Origin of the sequence: Flavobacterium sp. NPDC079362, from assembly GCF_050267765.1 — a bacterium.
Lineage (GTDB): Bacteria > Bacteroidota > Bacteroidia > Flavobacteriales > Flavobacteriaceae > Flavobacterium > Flavobacterium azizsancarii.
The window spans coordinates 58,175-79,360 of record NZ_JBNNFM010000002.1; the positions used below are offsets into that span (position 1 = coordinate 58,175).

Annotated in this window: 21 protein-coding genes; 10 read left to right on the plus strand and 11 right to left on the minus strand. The window is 32.4% G+C overall.

The window, feature by feature from the left end:
* The first annotated feature begins 129 nt into the window (after positions 1-129).
* Entirely contained in the window at positions 130-783 is a 654-nt protein-coding gene (locus ACQKCJ_RS02430; protein ID WP_271334737.1) for a hypothetical protein, read from the plus strand.
* Between the two features lie 898 nt (positions 784-1,681).
* On the opposite strand, the gene arsB is transcribed toward ACQKCJ_RS02430, so the two are convergent.
* The 8 genes from arsB to ACQKCJ_RS02470 form a co-directional block, all read right to left on the minus strand.
* A complete protein-coding gene (gene arsB, locus ACQKCJ_RS02435) occupies positions 1,682-2,743 on the minus strand; it encodes an ACR3 family arsenite efflux transporter (protein WP_427401277.1) in 1,062 nt (353 codons plus the stop codon).
* 1 nt (position 2,744) lies between these two features.
* Positions 2,745-3,374, minus strand: a complete 630-nt coding sequence (locus ACQKCJ_RS02440; RefSeq protein WP_271334739.1) for a protein-tyrosine-phosphatase — start codon at positions 3,372-3,374, stop codon at positions 2,745-2,747.
* Between the two features lie 18 nt (positions 3,375-3,392).
* Positions 3,393-3,866, minus strand: a complete 474-nt coding sequence (locus ACQKCJ_RS02445; protein ID WP_271334740.1) for a DUF6428 family protein — start codon at positions 3,864-3,866, stop codon at positions 3,393-3,395.
* 18 nt (positions 3,867-3,884) lie between these two features.
* The gene (locus ACQKCJ_RS02450; RefSeq protein WP_271334741.1) at positions 3,885-4,217 is read right to left on the minus strand and encodes an ArsR/SmtB family transcription factor; all 333 of its coding nucleotides are present in this window, start codon (positions 4,215-4,217) and stop codon (positions 3,885-3,887) included.
* A gap of 86 nt (positions 4,218-4,303) precedes the next feature.
* Entirely contained in the window at positions 4,304-5,035 is a 732-nt protein-coding gene (locus tag ACQKCJ_RS02455) for a DUF3667 domain-containing protein (RefSeq protein ID WP_271334742.1), read from the minus strand.
* 13 nt (positions 5,036-5,048) lie between these two features.
* Positions 5,049-5,435, minus strand: a complete 387-nt coding sequence (locus ACQKCJ_RS02460; protein WP_427401278.1) for a DoxX family protein — start codon at positions 5,433-5,435, stop codon at positions 5,049-5,051.
* Between the two features lie 107 nt (positions 5,436-5,542).
* Positions 5,543-6,331, minus strand: coding sequence for an anti-sigma factor (locus ACQKCJ_RS02465; protein ID WP_271334744.1), 789 nt, complete (start codon positions 6,329-6,331; stop codon positions 5,543-5,545).
* Positions 6,331-6,861, minus strand: coding sequence for an RNA polymerase sigma factor (locus ACQKCJ_RS02470; protein WP_068840691.1), 531 nt, complete (start codon positions 6,859-6,861; stop codon positions 6,331-6,333). Before ACQKCJ_RS02470 ends, ACQKCJ_RS02465 begins: the two co-directional genes overlap by 1 nt.
* A gap of 355 nt (positions 6,862-7,216) precedes the next feature.
* Here ACQKCJ_RS02470 and ACQKCJ_RS02475 point away from each other — a divergent pair, with 355 nt between their 5' ends.
* Together ACQKCJ_RS02475 and ACQKCJ_RS02480 are read left to right on the plus strand one after the other, a co-directional pair.
* The gene (locus tag ACQKCJ_RS02475; RefSeq protein ID WP_271334745.1) at positions 7,217-7,351 is read left to right on the plus strand and encodes a hypothetical protein; all 135 of its coding nucleotides are present in this window, start codon (positions 7,217-7,219) and stop codon (positions 7,349-7,351) included.
* A 362-nt stretch (positions 7,352-7,713) separates the two neighbouring features.
* Entirely contained in the window at positions 7,714-8,301 is a 588-nt protein-coding gene (locus ACQKCJ_RS02480) for a glutathione peroxidase (protein ID WP_271334746.1), read from the plus strand.
* A gap of 442 nt (positions 8,302-8,743) precedes the next feature.
* Here ACQKCJ_RS02480 and ACQKCJ_RS02485 read toward each other — a convergent pair whose 3' ends face one another.
* Positions 8,744-9,241 (minus strand): N-acetyltransferase family protein, encoded by a 498-nt coding sequence (locus tag ACQKCJ_RS02485; protein ID WP_427401279.1) that lies wholly within the window; start codon positions 9,239-9,241, stop codon positions 8,744-8,746.
* A gap of 140 nt (positions 9,242-9,381) precedes the next feature.
* The gene (locus tag ACQKCJ_RS02490; RefSeq protein WP_427401280.1) at positions 9,382-10,560 is read right to left on the minus strand and encodes a thioredoxin family protein; all 1,179 of its coding nucleotides are present in this window, start codon (positions 10,558-10,560) and stop codon (positions 9,382-9,384) included.
* 173 nt (positions 10,561-10,733) lie between these two features.
* On the opposite strand from ACQKCJ_RS02490, the gene menD reads away from it, so the two are divergent.
* The gene (menD, locus tag ACQKCJ_RS02495; protein ID WP_427401281.1) at positions 10,734-12,395 is read left to right on the plus strand and encodes a 2-succinyl-5-enolpyruvyl-6-hydroxy-3-cyclohexene-1-carboxylic-acid synthase; all 1,662 of its coding nucleotides are present in this window, start codon (positions 10,734-10,736) and stop codon (positions 12,393-12,395) included.
* 82 nt (positions 12,396-12,477) lie between these two features.
* On the opposite strand, the gene ACQKCJ_RS02500 is transcribed toward menD, so the two are convergent.
* Entirely contained in the window at positions 12,478-13,827 is a 1,350-nt protein-coding gene (locus ACQKCJ_RS02500; RefSeq protein WP_271334750.1) for a M28 family metallopeptidase, read from the minus strand.
* Between the two features lie 167 nt (positions 13,828-13,994).
* Between ACQKCJ_RS02500 and ACQKCJ_RS02505 the strand changes: the two genes are divergently transcribed.
* The 6 genes from ACQKCJ_RS02505 to ACQKCJ_RS02530 all read left to right on the plus strand — a co-directional run bounded on the left by ACQKCJ_RS02505 (position 13,995) and on the right by ACQKCJ_RS02530 (position 21,176).
* Positions 13,995-14,855: a CvfB family protein gene (locus tag ACQKCJ_RS02505; protein WP_271334751.1), complete on the plus strand. Its 861-nt coding sequence runs from the start codon at positions 13,995-13,997 to the stop codon at positions 14,853-14,855.
* A gap of 1,611 nt (positions 14,856-16,466) precedes the next feature.
* Positions 16,467-17,300 carry a 1,4-dihydroxy-2-naphthoyl-CoA synthase gene (locus ACQKCJ_RS02510; protein ID WP_035681238.1) on the plus strand — a complete coding sequence of 278 codons (834 nt, stop codon included), beginning with the start codon at positions 16,467-16,469 and terminating at the stop codon, positions 17,298-17,300.
* 71 nt (positions 17,301-17,371) lie between these two features.
* Entirely contained in the window at positions 17,372-18,334 is a 963-nt protein-coding gene (menA, locus tag ACQKCJ_RS02515; protein WP_427401282.1) for a 1,4-dihydroxy-2-naphthoate octaprenyltransferase, read from the plus strand.
* 31 nt (positions 18,335-18,365) lie between these two features.
* A complete protein-coding gene (locus ACQKCJ_RS02520; RefSeq protein WP_271334753.1) occupies positions 18,366-19,043 on the plus strand; it encodes a metal-dependent hydrolase in 678 nt (225 codons plus the stop codon).
* Between the two features lie 148 nt (positions 19,044-19,191).
* Complete coding sequence (locus ACQKCJ_RS02525) at positions 19,192-19,722, plus strand: DUF2199 domain-containing protein (RefSeq protein WP_271334754.1); 531 nt, start codon at positions 19,192-19,194, stop codon at positions 19,720-19,722.
* A gap of 2 nt (positions 19,723-19,724) precedes the next feature.
* Positions 19,725-21,176: a S41 family peptidase gene (locus tag ACQKCJ_RS02530; protein ID WP_427401283.1), complete on the plus strand. Its 1,452-nt coding sequence runs from the start codon at positions 19,725-19,727 to the stop codon at positions 21,174-21,176.
* Positions 21,177-21,186: the final 10 nt, after the last annotated feature.

The window sequence follows — 21,186 nt, forward strand, 5'->3', positions numbered from 1 at the left end:
ATTAATTCGTAAAAAAGGTTCAACTTAACGGTTGAACCTTTTTTTTAGATTAAAATTTGCCTCTTATAAAATAAGAAAACATTTAGGATTTGTTATTTTTGATCCTATGATTTAAAAGTCATTAAAGTTATGATAAAAGATATCGCAGAAAAATTATTAGGACGCTCACTAACCAATAAAGATGGTTTTGATAGCGACACAATCCATAAAACAGAAATTAAATTAGGGCAAAAAATTCCAGTTGCCTTAAAAGAGTTTTATCTGGCTGTGGGAAAACTGGATATTTTCATGTCTTCATTTCAACGTTTTATTCAACCTGAAGATTTATTTTTTGAAGATGAAAAATTAGTCTTTTTAGAAGAAAATCAAGGGGTATGTTATTGGGGGATTAGTTTAGAAAGCCCGGACGGGAATCCTTTAGTTTTTCAAATTCAAAATGCAGAAGATGCTAAATGGCACTCTGAGGAAATTTTACTTTCTCATTTCATAGAAATGATCTTATACGGCCAATGTGCAGAAGGAGGATATGAATTTTCAGGAGCGATCTATGATATGGATCAGGATGAATTATTAGAATTTTTGGAAGAAATAAAAACAAAAGACTGGCAAAAAGTCGTGGACCATAATAATTGGATTATCTATGAGAATAACAGAAAATTAATATGGTACTATACTGACAATCAGGGAAATTTATCTGAAGATTATCCTTTGTTTGTTTCTATTCCAACAAAATCAGATTTATTGGAAATGGAAGAAGAATTTGGTTTTTCTGACCTGGATTAAATAATAATAATAATAACCCGTTGGGTGCAATTAAGTTAAAAATACAAACCGTATAAATTAGAACGCGGATAAAACAGATTTGCTTTGCAAAACGCAGATTTTTATATAGAATTTAAAAAAGATCCGTTTAAATCCGTGTCTTCGTGATAACGAATCCGTCAAATCCGCGTCGAAATATATGTTTTTTTAATTACACCCAACGGGTTAATAATAATAAAAGGTTCAGCTGTCAAGTTGAACCTTTGTCGTTTTTATCAATAGAAATTTGAAACTTTCACATTAGGAGCTATTTCCTGCTATTCGTTCCAATCTTTTGCTTTTTAAAGAAAAAAGCAAAAGGATTTCCACTACTATCAGGGCTAGGATATTCGTTTTTATAATACCATATTAAAAGTAAAGAAATAAAACAAAACCTGTAAAATAAAGCCAGTAGCTAATACTGATTAAAAATAAAAATGCCATCTTTTGAACATAGCAAACGGTTTTAACCGTTTGAAGGTATTATATGAATAACACATAATAATAAATTACATTATCATAATCCGCATCCTTTTGAAACCTCGGACTATAGTTCAATGTCATTAAGTTAAGGAATTAGTAAAAAGACAGAGAAGTAATAGCAAAGTTTGTCATCTCGACCAAGGAGAGATCGCACTAGTATTTGCTTTCAGATATTCGCCAATCTTTATAGAGTTACGAGTGTGATTTACTGCGTCTGTTCACTATCGCTCGGCTCTATCGGCCGAATGAAAGATTGTGTTTAAACTTTGCGCCTTTGTGCGATTAATTTTATTTACTAAAAAGCCTAACCTAATGACATTGGGCAATAGTTGAATACGAAAGAACCAAAATCTAAAAAAAAACTTAGCAACTTAAACTCTCAGAGCCTTAGAATCTCTTACAAAAAATATCTCTTCCTAAACCAATAAGCAACATTTACCAAAGCTATCAAAGCAGGAACTTCGACTAAAGGACCAATAACACCTGCGAATGCCTGACCACTATTAATACCAAAAACACCAATAGCAACGGCAATTGCCAATTCAAAATTATTTCCGGTAGCCGTAAAAGCAATTGCAGTACTTTTAGAATAATCAGCACCAAAATACTTTCCGGTAAAAAAGCTAATCACAAACATTAATCCAAAATAGAGCATTAATGGAATTGCAATCCGAATCACGTCCATCGGAATCTCAACAATTAATTCTCCTTTTAAACTAAACATGAGAACAATAGTAAATAATAATGCAATTAAAGTAACAGGAGAAATAAATGGAATGTATTTATTTTGAAACCAATTTTCACCTTTAAGTTTTATTAATCCGTAACGGCTTATAATTCCAAGTGCAAACGGAATCCCTAAATAAATTCCAACACTTTCTGCGATCTGAAAAATGCTAATAGTAACATTGAAACCTGTATATCCAAAATAGGGTGGCAGGACAGTGATAAATATATAAGCGTAAACACTATAAAGTAAAACCTGAAAAATACTGTTTAAAGCAATTAAGCCGGCAGCATATTCCCGGTTTCCATCTGCTAAATCATTCCAGACTACAACCATTGCAATACAACGCGCTAAGCCAATCAAGATTAACCCGATCATATATTCAGGATAATCTTTTAAAAATAAGAGCGCTAAAGCAAACATTAAAATTGGTCCAATAATCCAGTTTAAAAATAAAGAAGCACCCAATACTTTCGTATTTTTAAAAACTTCTCCCATTTTTTCGTACTTCACTTTTGCTATTGGAGGATACATCATCAAAATTAGTCCAATAGCCAACGGAATATTAGTTGTACCGTTGGAAAACGAATTAATGAAATTTCCGCTTGATGGAAAAAAGTAACCAATCGAAACACCAATAGCCATGGCGATAAAAATCCAAAGCGTTAGAAAACGATCAAGAAAACTTAATTTTTTTCTTTCCGCTACAGGATAGCAATGATTAACAGTCATATTATTTTTTTATTTGAGAGAAAACATAAAACATTTCAGTGGCAATTTGCAAACTGCGTTCCTGATATTTTTCGGTTTGTTCAATAGTATTATCAAAATCTTTTGGATCTTCATAAGTAATCGCAATTCTTTTTTCTGCCCCAGTTATAAAAGGACAGCCGCCATCAGCCTGAGAACAGGTCATGATAGCGGCAAATCTATTTTGAGGATTAAAATCATCATCATAAGTTTTGGAAAAAACTATAACCGGAATTTCATTTTCAGAGAACTTTATCATGTAAACAGGATTATTTCCTTCAGAAAGCACCTTAATTTTAAAACCTGATTTTTCTAATGTTTCAGTAACTTTAGGAAATAACGCAGTAGCTTCGGTTCCGCCAGAATAGCAAAAAATATTTCCAATTCCGTAATAATGAGCCGCGGTTTGCGCCCAAACTTGTGCTAAGTGGCTTCTTCTCGAATTATGTGTACAAATTAAATTCAACCTGATTTCTTGTTGATAGTCAAATTTCGACTGAACAAACTCAACAAGTGGCTGCAATGTATCTTTACGATCTTTAGAAATTACTGTAAAATCAAAAGACAAAACTAAAGATTGAATTTTTGGAAATAAAGGGTTCTGATCCTGCATTTTATAATCTTTTAAAATTTAACAACAACTTCCTCCAGGTGTGCAGGAATTAGCATCATCCGTATTTAATTGAGTCAGTTTAAGTTTTGGTTTTTCAGACGGAATTCCGCATTGATCCATAGCCAGACAAGCTGTAGTTTTATTTAATAACAGAAAATCCTTTCCGTTAAAACCCAGATCATATTTGCCAATGGTATTATTCTGATATTCGACTTCTATTTCAAAATCTTCAATTCCCAAAACTTTTTCAGACAGTTCTATAATATGTACTAATTTTTTAGGTTTTAAACGATGTTCGTAATCGTTTGCATCCCAAAGCTGAAAGTTCACTACAGTTTCTTTACGTACAACTCCGCCACAATCGATAAAGTTTTTGGTCACCAAACCTACTTCGGTTACGTGAAAATATTCCGGAACAAAGTTTCCATCCGGTAATTGAAAATTTACTGCTTCAACAGTAGTAAGTATGTTTTTAATTTCTGAAAGTTTCATAATAATTTATTTTAATGGTTAACAACATTCGTTTTTTCTTTTTTCTAAATGAAGGTCTATTTGCGTAAAGAAAACTTTGATTTTTTCAAAGCCAACTTCGTTAATGCAGTAACATATCGCATTTCCTTCAATATTTCCTTTTATGAGTCCTGCATTCTTTAATTCTTTTAAATGCTGAGAAACTGTTGGCTGCGAAAGCGGTAATTCGTTTACGATATCGCCGCAAATACAGGTATTTACCTTAAGCAAATATTCTATAATGGCAATTCTTGCCGGATGCCCCAATGCTTTCGTCAAAATAGCCAACTCGTTTTGTTTCTCTGTAAAGTGATCTGATTTTGTAGCCCCCATCGTTTTATTTTTATATTGCAATATTACGATATAGATTGAAGTAAAAAAAGAAAAAAAATGTTATAATTTTGTTATTTAAGAATATTTTAAAAAAGTCTACCGGTCACTATCAGTATAATAGCCATGATTATTAAAAAACAAATTAAAAAAATGATGTGACTTAATACCGATAAAAAGAATGCTTTGATTTTTGATATTTTATTAAAAAATTGAATATTAGTCCACATTGTCAGGACAATATCAATTGCATAAATAAAACTTGTAGCCTTTTGAATTTCAGGTGTTCCATTATAATAGATCAGCAACGGAAATAATAAGAGATGTGAAAAAAGCTTTTGAGAAGCCTTAAAAGTATTCAGAACAAAAAGTTCGACAAAATTATAGCCTTGCTTTCTAAAACAAATATAAGTTCCTATGGTAAACAAAGGAATTATAGCAATTGTTATCCATGAAAAATGCGTAGACATCCATTCGTTGAATTTATTATAATTAAAATCATTATTTGCTGTATTTGATAATGAATTAATATTAAAGTAGTGATACAGAACACCGTAAAGTGTAGCTAAAATTACTACCAGAGACAAAGGTTTAAAGTGATTCACTCTCTTTCCTTCGATAAATTCCCTGACAGAATCTCCGGGCCTTGTAAATAATTGCTTTAAAGAATAAAGAATCCCTTTGTCAAAATACAATAAGCCATGCTGTATATCATGCCATAAAAAATGCCCATTTATTTTATGCGTTTCTGCAGGCTGGCCACAATTATTACAATAATGCCCTTTGTAAGTTTGATGGCAATTTTTACAGATGATCTCCATTCTCAGTTATATTTTATTTGATTGTGCTTTTTGCAAATCCTTGAGGATACATAATCGCAAGTAAAACAATAATGAGTAAAAAATTATATTCCATACCGTTTCTTCCGCCGCCAACAACAAACCAGCCTTCTTGAAAATGAACGAGTATAATTCCCATTATCAGTACAAAAATAGTTACAAATCCGGCAAGCTTAATATATTTATTCAAAACTAAAAGTATTGCCACTATAATATGCGACAATTTAATTAGCCAGGCGATAACAACACCAAAAGGAGCAAAACCAATCTGGTTGAGATATAAATTCCCAAAATCATTAATTCCGTTATTAAATATCCCCAAAACAGAGTGGGAGAGAAGAATAATAGCAACTGCAAGTCGTAAAATCAAAGTTCCGTTCATGATTTAACTGGTTTTGGTTTAGTGGTAGTTATCTGTATTAAAAATAATAAAAAAGCGCATATTAAAATAAATTAATATGCGCTCAGATATTTATGCTAAATTTAGTTTTAAACTTTTCCTAATGTATACAATTGCGTCATTGTAGGAGTTAAACTTCCTCCTGCAGGTTCAAGAGTAATACCAAAAGCTTCTGCTGAATCTGTTTGGCTTACTGCAAATATTTTTTGATTATTTCCTTCAAAATTATCCAGTAAACCAATACTTGTTGGCGTAAGAACAGGACTTAATTTTAAAGACCAAACCTGATATACCATTCCTTTTGGAGGTGTTGGTAAACCCGCCGCATCAATATAAGTGGTTTTCGTCTCCTTGTTCCAATATACTTTTGCAAATGAATTAGGAGAAACTGCCTGACCACCAAGTGTTACGCCAGTATTTTTAATGTCTCTAACAATTGTTAAGTTTTTTTCCGTTTCCTTATTTTGCTGGTCTAAGAAAGCATATTCTCTCTCGATTTTATTTTTCTCCGTACCAACAGCACTGATCACTTCTTTTGTTTTTGTAAGCTCTAATGTCTGATATCCAAGGCCTAAAAGCAACAATACAGCCGCAGCCCAACCCACATATTGAGACCAGTTTGATGCTGGTTTCATATCGACAACCTTGCCATGTTTGAGTTCTAAACGAGCTTTTATCTTTTCGAAATTAGCTACCGAATGAAAAGGCGAAAAACTTGACGATAAAGCGACAATCGCTTTTTCTATCGAAATAATTTCCTGATCAACTTCAACATTCTTTTTAGCTACTTCGGCTATTTCCAGATTTTCAGTTTCGGTCAATAAACCGTAAACATATAATTCCAGAATTCCTGATTCTATATATTCTTGTGCTTCCATTATATTTTTAAATAATTACGTAAATCGTTAATACAGTTTCTGTTTTGCGTTTTGATAGTTCCCAATGGCATTGCCAATTCTTCTGAAGCTTCTTGTTGGGTATATCCTTTAAAAAATAATAAATCAATAATCTCAATACATTTTGGTTTCAATTTTTTTACAAATTCCTGAATTCCAATTGTATCAATTCTATTAGTAAGTTTATTACTGTCGTCTAACAGATTTACGAAATTATCTGAAGAAAGGTTTTTTTGACTGTTATTAAAATTTTTAGATCTTAATTTATCGATAGACGTATTTCGGGCAATATTAAGGATCCAGGTATAAAATCGACCTTTACTCTCGTTATAAGAATCAATGTTTTTCCAGATTTTGACAAAAACTTCCTGCAAAACATCTTCTGCCTCTTCACGGTTTTTTATAAGAACATTGATGACCGAAAACAAACTTTTTGAGTACATATCGTACAAATGGGTAAAAGCTCTTTCGTCTTTCTTGTAAATTAAAACTAATAATTCTTCCTGACTCATAGATGTGGATTTTTAAGCTTAAACAAAATTTTCAAGTATATAATGTGTAACCTGAGATAAAGATAATTTATTTTTTCTTGAAAAATAGAATTTTTTTAACAGGCTTAAACCTAGGAAAATAAAGCATTTAAAATAAATATTGCTTTTTTTTTCATTTTTTGAAAACCAAAAGTAGTCCAGTTACGTAAATGCTATTATAACATCACATAATAATTTTGAAAAATAGCAGAAGGAAAGAAAACAACCTCAAATTTTAAAATATGGAGGTGTTTATCATGATGAGAGAGCATAAAATTTATTATCAATCAGATAATAAAAAAGTAAAACAAATCTCAATAAATAAAATTTCAGCGTCATGACTAAGATAAATAATTTAAAAATATTGGTTGTTGGTTTAACGACCGTTCTTGCATTAACAAGCTTTACTGGTAATGATTTCAAAAATAATATTGTAAAAAATAAATATTCAAATTTTAATCAGGTAGGTTAAAATAAAAAAATAGTTGGTGTCTCCGGACTTCCAAACTGAAAATGAATAGAATATTAAATGCCCAATTTACACTCATAATAATAAACGCCAATAAAAAAGATTAGATAAGATATATATTAAGGTTATATGATTCTAAAAATAATTTTCAGTATAAACAGAGAGACATCAACTATAATTTTAACTAACAGAATAAAATAAAAAACAACAATTAATTCATGGTTTGATTTGTTTGTATGGGGGGAAGCCTAGCGTCTGATTAACGCTAGGCTTCAATTTTTTATTTAACTTTTGTTTAATAAAAATAAAGCAATCAAAGTATTTAAAGAAAACGGATTTTAACTAATTTTATAAAAAATTAAACGATGAAAAAAATAGCATTAATAGCTTTTGGGGCAGTCTTATTGTTAAGCTCGCAACTTCAGGCTCAAACGAGTAAAAATAAAGTATCTAAAACAGATAAGGTCATGGCAAAAGAAAACATCTACCAATTTAAGGTTCAGGATTTATCAGGAGATACATTCGATTTCGCTTCTTTAAAAGGTAAAAAAGTAATGATTGTAAACACAGCTTCAAAATGCGGTTTAACACCTCAATACAAAGATCTTGAAGCAATTTACAAAGAATACAAGGACAAAGGTTTTGTAATTGTAGGTTTTCCTGCTAATAATTTTGCCTCGCAAGAACCGGGAACAAACAAAGAAATCGAAACATTCTGCCAGCAAAATTACGGTGTAACATTCCCAATGATGGATAAAGTTTCTGTAAAAGGAGATGATATGTGCGAAGTATATAAATTCCTGACGCAAAAATCTAAAAATGGTTTACAGGATTCTGAAGTTGAATGGAACTTTCAGAAATACCTAATCAACGAAAAGGGCGAATTGGTTAAAGTAATTAAACCAAGAACTTTAGTTACAGAACCTGAAGTAATCAATTGGATAAAAAGTTAATTAATAACTATCTCAACCAAAAAATCCACAAATTTGAATTTTCAAGTTTGTGGATTTTTTTTAGTTATGCTAATTTTTTAGCATATTTAAGATGAATCAATATGAAAACCTGTGGAGAGGAAAAAATTTACCGCAAAGAACGCTAAGTTTTTTTACTCTGGGCTTTTATAAAATTGTAAAGTTCACAAAGCTTTGTATTAACTTAGTTTTGCGAACTCCATTGCGCATTTACAATAATGTATTTATATAGATTTTATCATAATCTTGTCATTTCTACGAAGGAGACCTGCGTGATAGCGAACAGACGCAGTAAATCATACTAGCTGATCGATAAAGATTAGCGTTTTTGGAGATAGAGTTTCTTGTATTAAAAATGAGAATAAAACCCGCGTCCATCAGTATTTTCGTATAAGCGAATCCGTATCATCCGCGTGCCATCCTACTATCTCAATATCAATTGCATGAAGACTAAGTCAAGCCAGTGATCAAATTTATAACCAACCTCACGAATAGTTCCTGTTGCAACAAAACCAAATCTTTCGTGAAAAGCGATACTGCCTGCATTATCAGCGTCGATAGCGCCAATCATTACGTGATAACCTTGTTCTTTTGCCAGACGAATCAATTCCGTCAATAGTTTCGACCCAATACCTTTTCCTATGATATTATCAACTACATAAACGGAATGTTCGATTGTGTATTGATAACCAATTTTTTCACGAAATTGACCATAACTCCCAAAACCAACCACTTCTTTATCTAACTCAGCAACGACAACGGGAAGATTTTTAGCTGTTTTATCTTCAAACCATTTTGTTTGTATATCAAGAGTTTGAATGTCATAATTATAATTTGCAGTTGTATGTATAATTGAATGATTTACAATTTCTAAGATTTTTTCTAAGTCGTTAGTTGTTGCCGGTCTAAGTATTACGTTCATGGTTTTTTTGATAGTTTTTTGCTGCCAATACACAAATTAGTTAGCAAAATTAATTCGTGTATTCATAGCTATTTTAATTGTTGTTTTTTTTAAATTTTACTTGGCACAGTACGCTTTGGGATAATTATTGAAATTCAATCCTATTTCTTATTGAGTTCTGCTAATAAATCATCTGCATCTTTAGTGCCCCAGCCCATTTCGGTACCAATAACCTTAGCATCTTTGGCATACTTTAAAGCTGATTTTTTATCTTTTATCTTATTGTAAAGTCTTGCCAAAAGTAAATTCCCATCATAAGAATCGTTTAACTCTATAGAGTGTTTTACCCACGAAATAGCCTTTTTCAATGCTTCAGCATCTGAAATATGTTTCAAATACGTTTGTCCGATATCCTTAAGAAAACTGGCATCATTCCAAACTAACTTTTCTGTATTTTCCAGCGTCACTTTTTTATAAAAGTCCCATTTTTCAGTTCTTTCTGCTAAAGTCAAATCAAACTTAAAAACGAGAGAATCTGTTTTTTGCAAGCGAATAGATTTTACTATTTCTCTTTGTTTATAATAGTTTATCGTATCTAAATTATCAACATAAGGACGGAGAGACTCATTAACGATACTTTCGATTTTGCGATCAATACGATTTTGAGAAGCTACCGCCGCAAAATCCTTTTGGTGATTCAAAACATATTGAAATTCTCTTGATTTAATATCCGTGACTCCGTTTGCAATCACGCGCCAGTTCAATTCGCTAACCAACTGAGCATCTGATTGTGTATTTAGGTAAATATGAGTCGGAATAGACAAATCAGTACGATCTTTTCCTTTTTTCAATGTATTTAAATAGGCGAAAAATTTGTTTGAATTACCTGGATCTGCAAGAAACTCTTTTTCTAAATAAGGCAATTGCATTCTTGAATTCAAAGCATAATTAGCTTCGGTCAGAAAATCTGCTTTTTTTGATTCTCCTTTTAAAGCATATAAAAGCGTTTCAGTTTTTGGATCTATAAATAAAAATGTAGGCAATGATTTAGTATTGTACTTATCTTTTAGCGCAATTCCTTCTTCTTTTTCTACATTTTTCCAAACGCAAACGTAATTTTTATTTAAAAAATCCATTACTGAAGGATCACTAAATACTTCTTTTTTCATTTGGTTACAATGTGGGCACCAATCAGCATAAAGCATTACAAAAAGAGGTTTTCCCTGAATTTTTGCATTTTCTATCGCTGTTTTATACGGTACATCAACTGGAACAAACTGATTTTGAGAGTTTGCGATTTGCAAGGAAAGACAAAGAAAAAATAGGTAGAAGAAACGCATATCGAGTTTATTTTATTAAAAAATCTGTTTTACAAATATATCCCCTTTTTCTAAAAACAGCCTTAATATCTTCCTATTTATAAGTTAAATCCACCGCGAAGTTTGTAACTTTGTAGTATCAAAAAGAAATCTTTGACTTTTAGATTTCTTTACAATAGTAATACGACATAATAATGATTTACCCCAAAATAGCGCTTGCTCAAAGCATTATCGAAATTTGTTCAGCAAAAGGAATCACCAATATTATAATTTCTCCGGGATCAAGAAACGCACCTTTAACGATAGGATTTGCTCAAAATCCTGATTTTAAATGTTACAGCATCGCTGACGAACGCTGTGCAGCTTTTTTTGCACTGGGAATTGCACAACAAACCAAATTGCCAACTGCAATTGTTTGTACCTCAGGATCTGCATTGTTGAACTATTATCCTGCTGTAGCAGAAGCATTTTACAGCCAGATACCATTAATCGTGATTTCTGCAGATCGTCCTCAAAGCAAGATTGATATTGGCGACGGGCAAACGATTCGTCAGGAGAATGTTTTTCAGAACCATTCTGTTTTCAATGCTAATTTGACCGAAGATGCTTCTGTTGAAAATGATTTAAAAATCAATAAAGCAATCGAAACCGCTATTCTTCAAAAAGGTCCGGTTCATATTAATGCTCCATTCGAAGAACCATTATACGAAATGGTTGATAGACTTTCTGTACAATCAAAAATCACACATTCGGAGGAAATTATAGGTACAAAAATTATCGAAAATTTAGAAGATTTTACTTCACTTTGGAATTCAGCCAAAAGAAAGCTTGTTCTTGTTGGCGTTGATGAAGCAAATAGTATTGATCAGGAAACAATAGATAACTTAGCCCATGATCCGTCAATTGTTGTATTGACAGAAACAACATCAAATTTGCATCATCCAAGTTTTATTAATAGTATAGATACTTTAATTACGCCATTTGATGATGCTGATTTTAAAGCTTTTCAGCCGGAAATTTTAATTACTTTTGGCGGAATGATCGTTTCTAAACGAATCAAGGCATTTTTACGAAAATACAAACCAAAAGAACATTGGCATATTGATACTTTGCGCGCATATGACACTTTTAGTGCTTTAACGCAGCATTTTGTGATGCAGCCCAATGATTTTTTCAAAGAATTGCTTGCTAAAACCGCTTTTACAGAAAGTACTTATTTTGCCGAAACAGATAAAATTTATGAGTTAAGAAAAATTCGAAGAAACGAATATCTTAGTAAAATTCAGTTTTCAGATTTCAAAGTTTTCGAAAAAGTAATTGAGAGTTTACCTATACAAAGTCAATTGCAAATTAGTAATAGTTCTGCAATTCGTTATGCTCAATTAATAGATATCGATCCGTCTATAGAAGTTTTTTGCAACAGAGGAACAAGTGGTATTGACGGAAGTACATCAACGGCTATCGGTTCTGCTGTTGGAAGTGGAAAACAAACTGTATTTATTACCGGAGATATTGGTTTTCTCTACGACAGCAATGCCTTGTGGAATTCTTATATTCCTGAAAATTTCAAAATTATTTTAATTAATAATGGAGGAGGAGGCATTTTTAGAATTCTTCCGGGACATGAAGAGAAGCCCGTTTTTAATACTTTTTTCGAAACTTCTCATAACTTAACAGCTGAACATTTGGCTAAGATGTATCAGATGAATTATTTTTCGGCAACTAATGAAGATTCTCTAACCAGGAATATCGAAGCGTTATACGAAGCGAATGATAAACCGTGTATCTTAGAAATTTTTACACCAACTTTTGAAAATGATGTTGTTCTAAAACAATATTTTAAAGAGCTAACGTAAGATTTTATATTACAATACAGAAAATATCAGAGTATATTTCTATAATAAAAAAAGCGCCTATTGGCGCTTTTATATTTTATACTTAACGAATTGGAATAGGGAATACAGGTAAACTTGCGTGTCCTAAAGCATCAACCGCTTGAACAGCAAAAAAGTAATTATCTTTAGAATAGGGTATTTCTGCCTTTGTATCTTTTACAAAAAAAGTTTTTTCCCAATGAGACGATGCCGTTTCTCTCATCAAAATTTGATAGCCAAATTGTGCTTTTTCATCAGGAGCATTCCAGGACAGAGTCGAAGAATTAGAAAGGTTTTTAACTTCTATACCTACATTAATCGGTGCTTTTGGTGACGATGCTAAGTTGGCTAAAGTGGCTAAATTAGAACAGGTGTTTTTTCTTAGATAATCAAAATCCATAAATTCAACGAGATCACCATATTTAATGCCGTTTTCTGTTCTTAGATCCTGATGCTGATGATCGAAATTTTCATTCATTTCACAAAAACGAACCGCTGTGAAACCATTCTGGCTGAATGGTGTATGATCGCCACCACGCAAAAAACGGTCATTTCTATATACTAATTTCACAGTCAATTGATCTACATATTGTTCTGTAGCAGTTTTGATATAACGCGCCAATAATCTCGACGGACTATCATTATCACGATTTGTTGCTTTACGCATTTTAGCCTCCTCTTCAGTCTCTATGAACGGAATTGTCTCACTAAAAACTCTTATTTGCGTGTTATCTCTCAAATTTGTTCCGCTTGACAGACTATTTCCAATCATATCATTGTTTAGCATTGCAATGACATTCCAATTTGCTGCTTTGGCTGTTTCTGCAAGATGACGAGCACCAATAAGACCTTGTTCTTCACCGACTACAGCAACAAAGATAATCGTAGCAGAAAATGCTCTTTTACTCATTACTTTAGCCAGTTCCATTACAGCAGCAACTCCTGACGCATCATCATTTGCACCCGGAGCATCTGATTTTATATTCATAACGTCTGAAACCCTGGAATCAAGATGTCCGCTTATAATAAGGACACGATTGTCATTTGGATCAGTTCCTTTTAAGGTTGCCATTACATTACCAAGCTCACTGTCTTTATTGATACGTTTTCCATCTGCTTTTACAGTAAAATAATCAATTGTAGCAGTTAATCTTCCGTTAGACTCTAAAGCATATTTGTCAAACTCAGATTTCACCCATTGCTGTGCGGCGCCAATTCCTTTAGTTTTACTTTTAGTATCACTTAGTGTATGCCTTGTTCCAAAAGAGACTAGCTTACGAACAGTCGCTTCCAGATTTTCGGCTTTAATTTCGGTTATCATTTTTTTTATCTCCGGATCTTCGGCAACTTGAGAAAGGGCAATCTGAGTAAAAAACAGAAAAGCAAAAACAGAATAAAAAAGAGGTTTTTTCATTGATTTGGAATTAATTTTAGATGCTCAAATTTAATTAAAAAAAGAGAAATCCGAAAAAAGATCTTTCTTCATTATTTATGCAAAACATTTTTCGTCGTACCATTTTCAAACTTCGTACATTTGCACTTTAAAAACTCAGCTACTTTTTAGCTTAGAATCTCAAGAATATGATTGAAATAGGAAAATACAATACCCTTACTATATTACGTGATACCAAAGTTGGTTTATTTTTAGGAAATCCTGAAGAAGATCCGGAAGGGATTCACGATATTTTATTACCCAATAAATACGTTCCCAATGAATTTGAAATAGGCGAGGAATTAATCGTCTTTGTTTATTTGGACCACGAACAACGCCCGGTCGCAACAACACTTGAACCTTATATTTTATTGAATGAATTTGCTCTTTTAAGAGTGAATTACACCAATCAGGTTGGTGCTTTTATGGACTGGGGAATGGAAAAAGATATTCTCGTTCCGTTCAAGGAACAAGCCCGCCCTATGGAAAAAGGAAAACGTTACCTCGTTTACCTTTACATGGACGAAAAAACCAATCGTTTGGTAGCTTCAAGTAAATTGAATCAATTTTTAAGCAATGAAAACCTGACGGTTGAAAAAGGAGAAGAAGTTGATTTGATCGTTTCGCATATTACCGAATTAGGTATCAATGTGATTATCAATGAGCAGCACAAAGGATTGTTGTACAAAGACGAAGTTTACGATGACGCGATCAGAACCGGAGACAGAATGATAGGATTTATAAAAAATATTCGTCCTGACAATAAAATAGATGTGGCTTTGCAAGTACAAGGTTATCAGAGTATTGAACCAAACGCAGAGAAGATACTAGACGAATTAAGAGCCAATCGCGGTTTTTTACGTCTAAATGACGCTTCGCACCCGGAAGATATTAAAACAGTTCTGAAAATGAGTAAAAAGACTTTCAAAAAAGCGATTGGAGCTTTATATAAAGACAAACTCATTGAAATTAAAGACGATGGGATTTATCTTGTAAAAGAAAACAATTAAAAAGATTAAAATTCCAAAATAAAAAAATTCCAAATTCCAATACGAGACGTACATATGGAATTTGGAATTTTTTTATTTTGGAATTTATTTGCATCACATTTAAAACATAGCCCGAGGTTTCAACCTTGGGAACGGGTTATGATAAAATATTGTCCAAACGGTTTAAACCGTTCGCTATGCTTGTATTTACTGAGAAAAAGATTAAGCGAGGTTTGCTTGATCAGAGTAACTAGTATTTAAGATCAAATTCCAATAATAACGATTATATTGGAATTTGGAAATTTTTTATTTTGGAATTTATTTGCATCACATTTAAAACATAGCCCGAGGTTTCAACCTTGGGAACGGGTTATGCTAAAATATTGTGTCCAAACGGTTGAAACCGTTCGCTATGTTTGTATTTGTTGAGAAAAATATTAAACAAGATTTACTTGACCAGTTTAACTAGTATTTGAACACAAATCCCAATATTAACGCTTACATTGGAATTTGGAATTTAAAAAATTTGGAATTTATTTAAAACATAGCCCGAGGTTTCAACCTTGGGGACGGGTTATGCTAAGATATTATGTTCAAACGGTTGAAACCGTTCGCTATGTTGTATTTGCTGATAAAAACATTAAATGATATTTACTTGATCAGTTTAACTAGTACTTTATCTCAAATTCCAATATTAACGCTTACATTGGAATTTGGAATTTAAAAAATTTGGAATTTATTTAAATCATAGCCCGAGGTTTCAACCTTGGGGACGGGTTGTGCTAAAATATTGTGTCCAAATGGTTGAAACCGTTCGCTATGTTGTATTTGCTGAGAAAAAGATTAAGCGAGGTTTGCTTAATCAGAGTAACTAGTATTTGAAATCAAATTCCAATATAAACGTTCATATTGGAATTTGGAGTTTTAACTAATAACAGGAAAGGCTACTCATTACAAGTAGCCTTTCCCTTTTTATTCTAGTTTTAAAAAAAAATTGTAATTAAAAAAAAACAGAAATAAAATAAATTCGAATCCATTCAAAAAATAACAGCTTTAAAAATTTTAGAAATTACTTCCTGAATCGGTATGTCTTTAAACAATCTATACATTCATATTAAAAGCGAAACATCAAGTTCACGGTTGTCCATTTGGTTTGATAAAATAACTTATAGAAAGTTTTAGTTAGCATTTTTTCCTCTTTTCGTAATCAATTATATACTAATTACTAAACAATTCCAGCATTTAACCTTAGGTGTTACTTTCTCCTTTTCGAAGTTTCAACAAATGAATAAATCATTTGCTCATTATTTAAGGGTTTACTAATAAAAACCGTAAAAAAATGAGCGACAAATTTTTTAAATTTTCTCAAAAAAATCATTTTTTAGGTTAATAAATCAGTGAAAGAAAATCAATCTAAAATCGACGAAATAAAATGTATCTCATTGATTTCTAGGGTGTAAAATTACTTATTATTTTTCGAAACTAATGTTAAAAAATGTTATTTTTTGTCGGCAGGCACCAATTGTTAACATTAGAAGTCATTTTCTCACAGACTTAAATTAAATTGAGTAGGTAAAAATATAAAAATGCTTTATTTTTACACTATAATTATTTAAAATAAAACAAATAGAAATGGATTGGATAACTGCCAGAGAATTTGAAGATATAACTTATAAAAAATGTAACGGGGTTGCAAGAATTGCTTTCAACAGACCAAATGTTAGAAATGCTTTTCGTCCTAAAACAACTTCAGAATTATACCAGGCTTTTTACGATGCACAAGAAGATACTTCGATAGGAGTAGTGTTGCTTTCGGCAGAAGGGCCATCGACTAAAGATGGTGTTTATTCTTTTTGCAGCGGAGGCGATCAAAATGCTCGCGGACATCAGGGTTACGTTGGCGAAGACGGACAACATCGTTTGAATATACTTGAAGTGCAGCGTTTAATTCGCTTTATGCCAAAAGTAGTCATTGCAGTTGTGCCGGGTTGGGCAGTTGGCGGCGGACATAGTTTACACGTAGTTTGCGACATGACATTGGCCAGTAAAGAACACGCCATTTTTAAACAAACAGATGCTGATGTAACTAGTTTCGACGGTGGTTACGGATCTGCTTATCTGGCAAAAATGGTAGGTCAGAAAAAAGCACGTGAGATTTTCTTTTTAGGGAGAAACTATTCAGCGCAGGAAGCTATGGATATGGGAATGGTAAATGCTGTTATTCCACACGATGAGTTAGAAGATACTGCATACGAATGGGCGCAGGAAATTCTTCAAAAATCACCAACTTCGATCAAAATGCTAAAATTTGCAATGAATTTAACCGACGACGGAATGGTTGGTCAACAGGTTTTTGCCGGAGAAGCAACCCGTCTTGCTTATATGACAGAAGAAGCAAAAGAAGGAAGAAATGCTTTCTTAGAAAAAAGAAAACCAAACTTTGGCGAAAACAAATGGTTGCCATAAAAAAATAAAATAGTTCCAAGTTCCAGGTTTCGTAATTTGAAACCTGAAAATAAATTTAACAAAAAATACGCATGAAACATTGGATTGAAGCCGCACGATTGCGCACATTGCCTTTATCAGTTTCCGGAATTATAGTTGGAAGTATTTACGCGCTTTCAAATCCAACCGCAACCATTGATACACCGACAGAAGTATTCAGCTGGAAAATTTTTGGTTTTGCATTATTAACAACATTAGGTTTACAGGTTTTATCCAATTTTGCCAATGATTACGGAGATGGTGTAAAAGGTACAGATAACGAAGACAGAGTAGGGCCAAAGCGTGCTATTCAGAGTGGAGTTATTACACCTCAGGCCATGAAAAAAGCGATAACAATTACAGCTGTATTGACTTTATTGTCTGCCATTACCTTAATTTATTTTGCCTTTGGCGAAACCAATTTCGGTTATTCAATTTTCTTTTTATTGCTGGGAATAGCTGCCATCGTTTCAGCAATTCGCTATACAGTAGGTAATTCTGCTTACGGATATAAAGGATTAGGCGATGTGTTTGTTTTCGTATTCTTCGGATTAGTAAGTACTTTAGGAGTGAACTTTTTATATTCTAAAGAAATTGATCCGCTTTTAATTCTTCCTGCAGTTGCCATTGGTTTATTAAGCGTAGGGGTTTTAAATCTTAATAATATGCGTGATGAAGAATCAGATCGAAAATCAGGAAAAAACACAATCGTTGTTAAAATGGGCGGGGCAAAAGCCAAAATATATCATTTTACGCTTATCATTACCGCTATGGTAGCAGTGGTGCTTTTTGCCATTTTAAGCGATTATAATTTCGATCAGTATTTATTTTTATTAGCTTATATACCTTTAACCAAACATTTAATTACCGTTTATAAAAATCAAGATCCTAAGCTTTTAGATCCGGAATTAAAAATACTCGCATTGAGTACATTTTTACTTTCGATTTTACTCACAGTATGTATGATTTCGTTGATTTCAGACATTATTGTTAACCTTTTCTTAGGCGGAAGATAAAACAAAAGTTCAACTTTAAAATTTAAACAAAATGAAAATTACATTTTACGGACACGCATCATTAGGCATTGAAGTGGGAGGGAAACACATTCTTGTTGATCCTTTTATTACAGGAAACCCAAAGGCTTCGGCAATTGATATAAATACACTAAAAGCAGATTATATTTTGCTTACACATGCACATGGCGATCACGTTCTGGACGTTGAAGCTATTGCAAAACGTACCAATGCAACGATTGTTTCTAATGCCGAAATTACAAGTTACTACGCTCAAAGAGAATTAAAAGCGCACCCAATGAATCACGGTGGAAGCTGGAATTTCGATTTTGGAAAAGTAAGATACGTAAACGCAATTCACTCAAGCTCCTTCTCAGATGGAACTTATGGAGGAAATCCCGGTGGTTTTGTGATCGAAAGCGAACATAAAAATATCTACATCGCAGGAGATACAGCGCTAACCTTCGATATGAAACTGATTCCGTTGCGAACAAAATTAGATTTGGCAATTCTGCCAATAGGAAATAACTTTACAATGGATGTCGAAGACGCTATTATTGCTTCAGACTTTATTGAATGCGACAAAATCCTTGGATATCATTTTGATACTTTTGGTTACATCGAAATCAATCATGAAGATGCTATTCGTCAATTTTTTGATAAAGGAAAAGACTTGATGCTTCTTGAAATAGGAGAATCAATTGAATTGTAATAATTAAGATCGTGGCAGGCTTTTTAGAATTTTTTAAGGAGCTGTTTCCCGCTTTCGGCTATATCTTTTTTGAGAAGATAAAAAATCTTCTCAAAAAAGGATACCACCTCTATCGGGGCTATAATTTTAGTTTTCATAAGAAATTTACATGAACGATACGATTAAATTCATTTGCGATTGTTGCGGCAAAGAACATGAAAGCTGGCCCGCAATAACTTATAATTCCCCTTATAGTTATAGTAATCTTTCCCCTCAGGAAAAAGAAGAGATTGCAGTAATTGATCAGGATTTTTGTGTCGTTAAATATGCTGATAATGACATTGACCGATTTATAAGAGTCGTTCTAGTTCAAAAAGTAAAAGATCATTGCGAAAACCTGGAATATGGTTTTTGGGTTTCATTAAGCGAAAAAAGTTTTGACGATTATCTTGAAAACTTTGATAATGAAAACCATGAAACACAATATTTTGGCTGGCTTTCGAGTTATATTCCAGAATATGAATTTCCTGAAAGCATTACAACAACAGTTATTACAAAAACCGGTAATGACAGACCTGAAATTTTCCCTCATAAAGATTCCGAGCATCCCTTTGTAAAAGATTATTATGATGGTATTACAAAAGAAGAAGCCCAAAAAAGGATTAAAAGCATGATGCAATCAACCAATCAAATTACATAGGTATGAATTTAAGGACAGTTTTCTTGTTTGTTTTTATTATTGTTTCAAATGCCGCTTTTGCACAAAAATGCTCATGTGAAGATAATTTTAACTGGCTCAAAAAAAACTTCGAAGAAAACGATGCCGGTTTTCAATATGTAATTGACAAAAAGGGATTGACTGAGTATCAAAATCATAATAATCTTTTTAGCAAAAAAGTAAAAAAGATAAAAGATTTGAACGATTGCAGAAATGTATTATTTGATTGGATGTTATTTTTCCGACCAGGACATTTATCTTTAACGATAAACCAGGATCTTGTAAACAAATCACTTCCTAAAACCAATACTGAATCTGAAAAAAAATGGGAGAAAGTAGAAATAACTGAAGATGAATTAAAAAAGAATCTATCAAATATGTCACAACCCGGATTTGAAGGTATCTGGATTTCTGCACCTTATACTATCGGAATTGTAAAAAGAAGTAACGAATATATTGGCTATATTCTAGATGCAAAAGGCACAAAATGGGAGCAATATCAGGTAAAATTTAAAATAAAAGAAAGTCCTGACAAGAAATATAGTGCGGTATACTATTTAGGAGATTATTCCGCTCAACAATTTAATGAAGCTAAGCTTATTGGAAATAATTTTTTAAAAATGGGCTTTGTCTCGTTAAATAGAAGTTTTCCTGATTATCAGGAGAACAACATGGAAATAACCAATTATATTGAGTCACTAATGACCCAAAAACCATTTCTTAAAGAAATATCAAGTTCGACAGTTTTATTACGTATACCGTCATTTAATTATTCCAATAAAAAAGCCATTGACAGTATACTTGCAGCAAACCAAAAAGTAATTTTGTCAAAAGAAAATTTAATAATTGATGTAAGGAATAATGGAGGAGGGTCTGACGCTACTTTCAGAGAAATAATCCCATATCTATACACAAATCCAATCAGAACGGTTGGTACAGAATATTTATCTACAGTCCAGAATAATAAAAGGATGGACGAATTTATAGCAAATCCTGAATGGTCTCCCGAAGATAAAGAGTGGGCAAGAAAAGGATTAGAGAAATTAAATGCTAATATGGGTAAATTTGTAAATCTGGACGATAGCGCAGTTGAGGAAAGCAAGTTAGATATCGTTTATAAAAATCCAAAAAACATTGGTATTATTATCAATGAAAATAATGGAAGCACAGCAGAAGAGTTCTTGTTGATAGCCAGGCAAAGTAAAAAAGTAAAACTTTTTGGAACTACAACAGAAGGTGTTTTGGATATTTCTAACATGCATTTTGTTGATTTTCCGTGCAAAGATTTAAAACTGGGATATTCGCTTTCAAAAAGTTTAAGAATTCCAGATATGGAAGTTGATCAAAAAGGTATTCAGCCAGATTTTTACATTGATAAAACTATTAAGGATTATGATTGGGTTAGATTTACAGAAAACATATTGAAAGCAAATTAGGTTTTAAAAT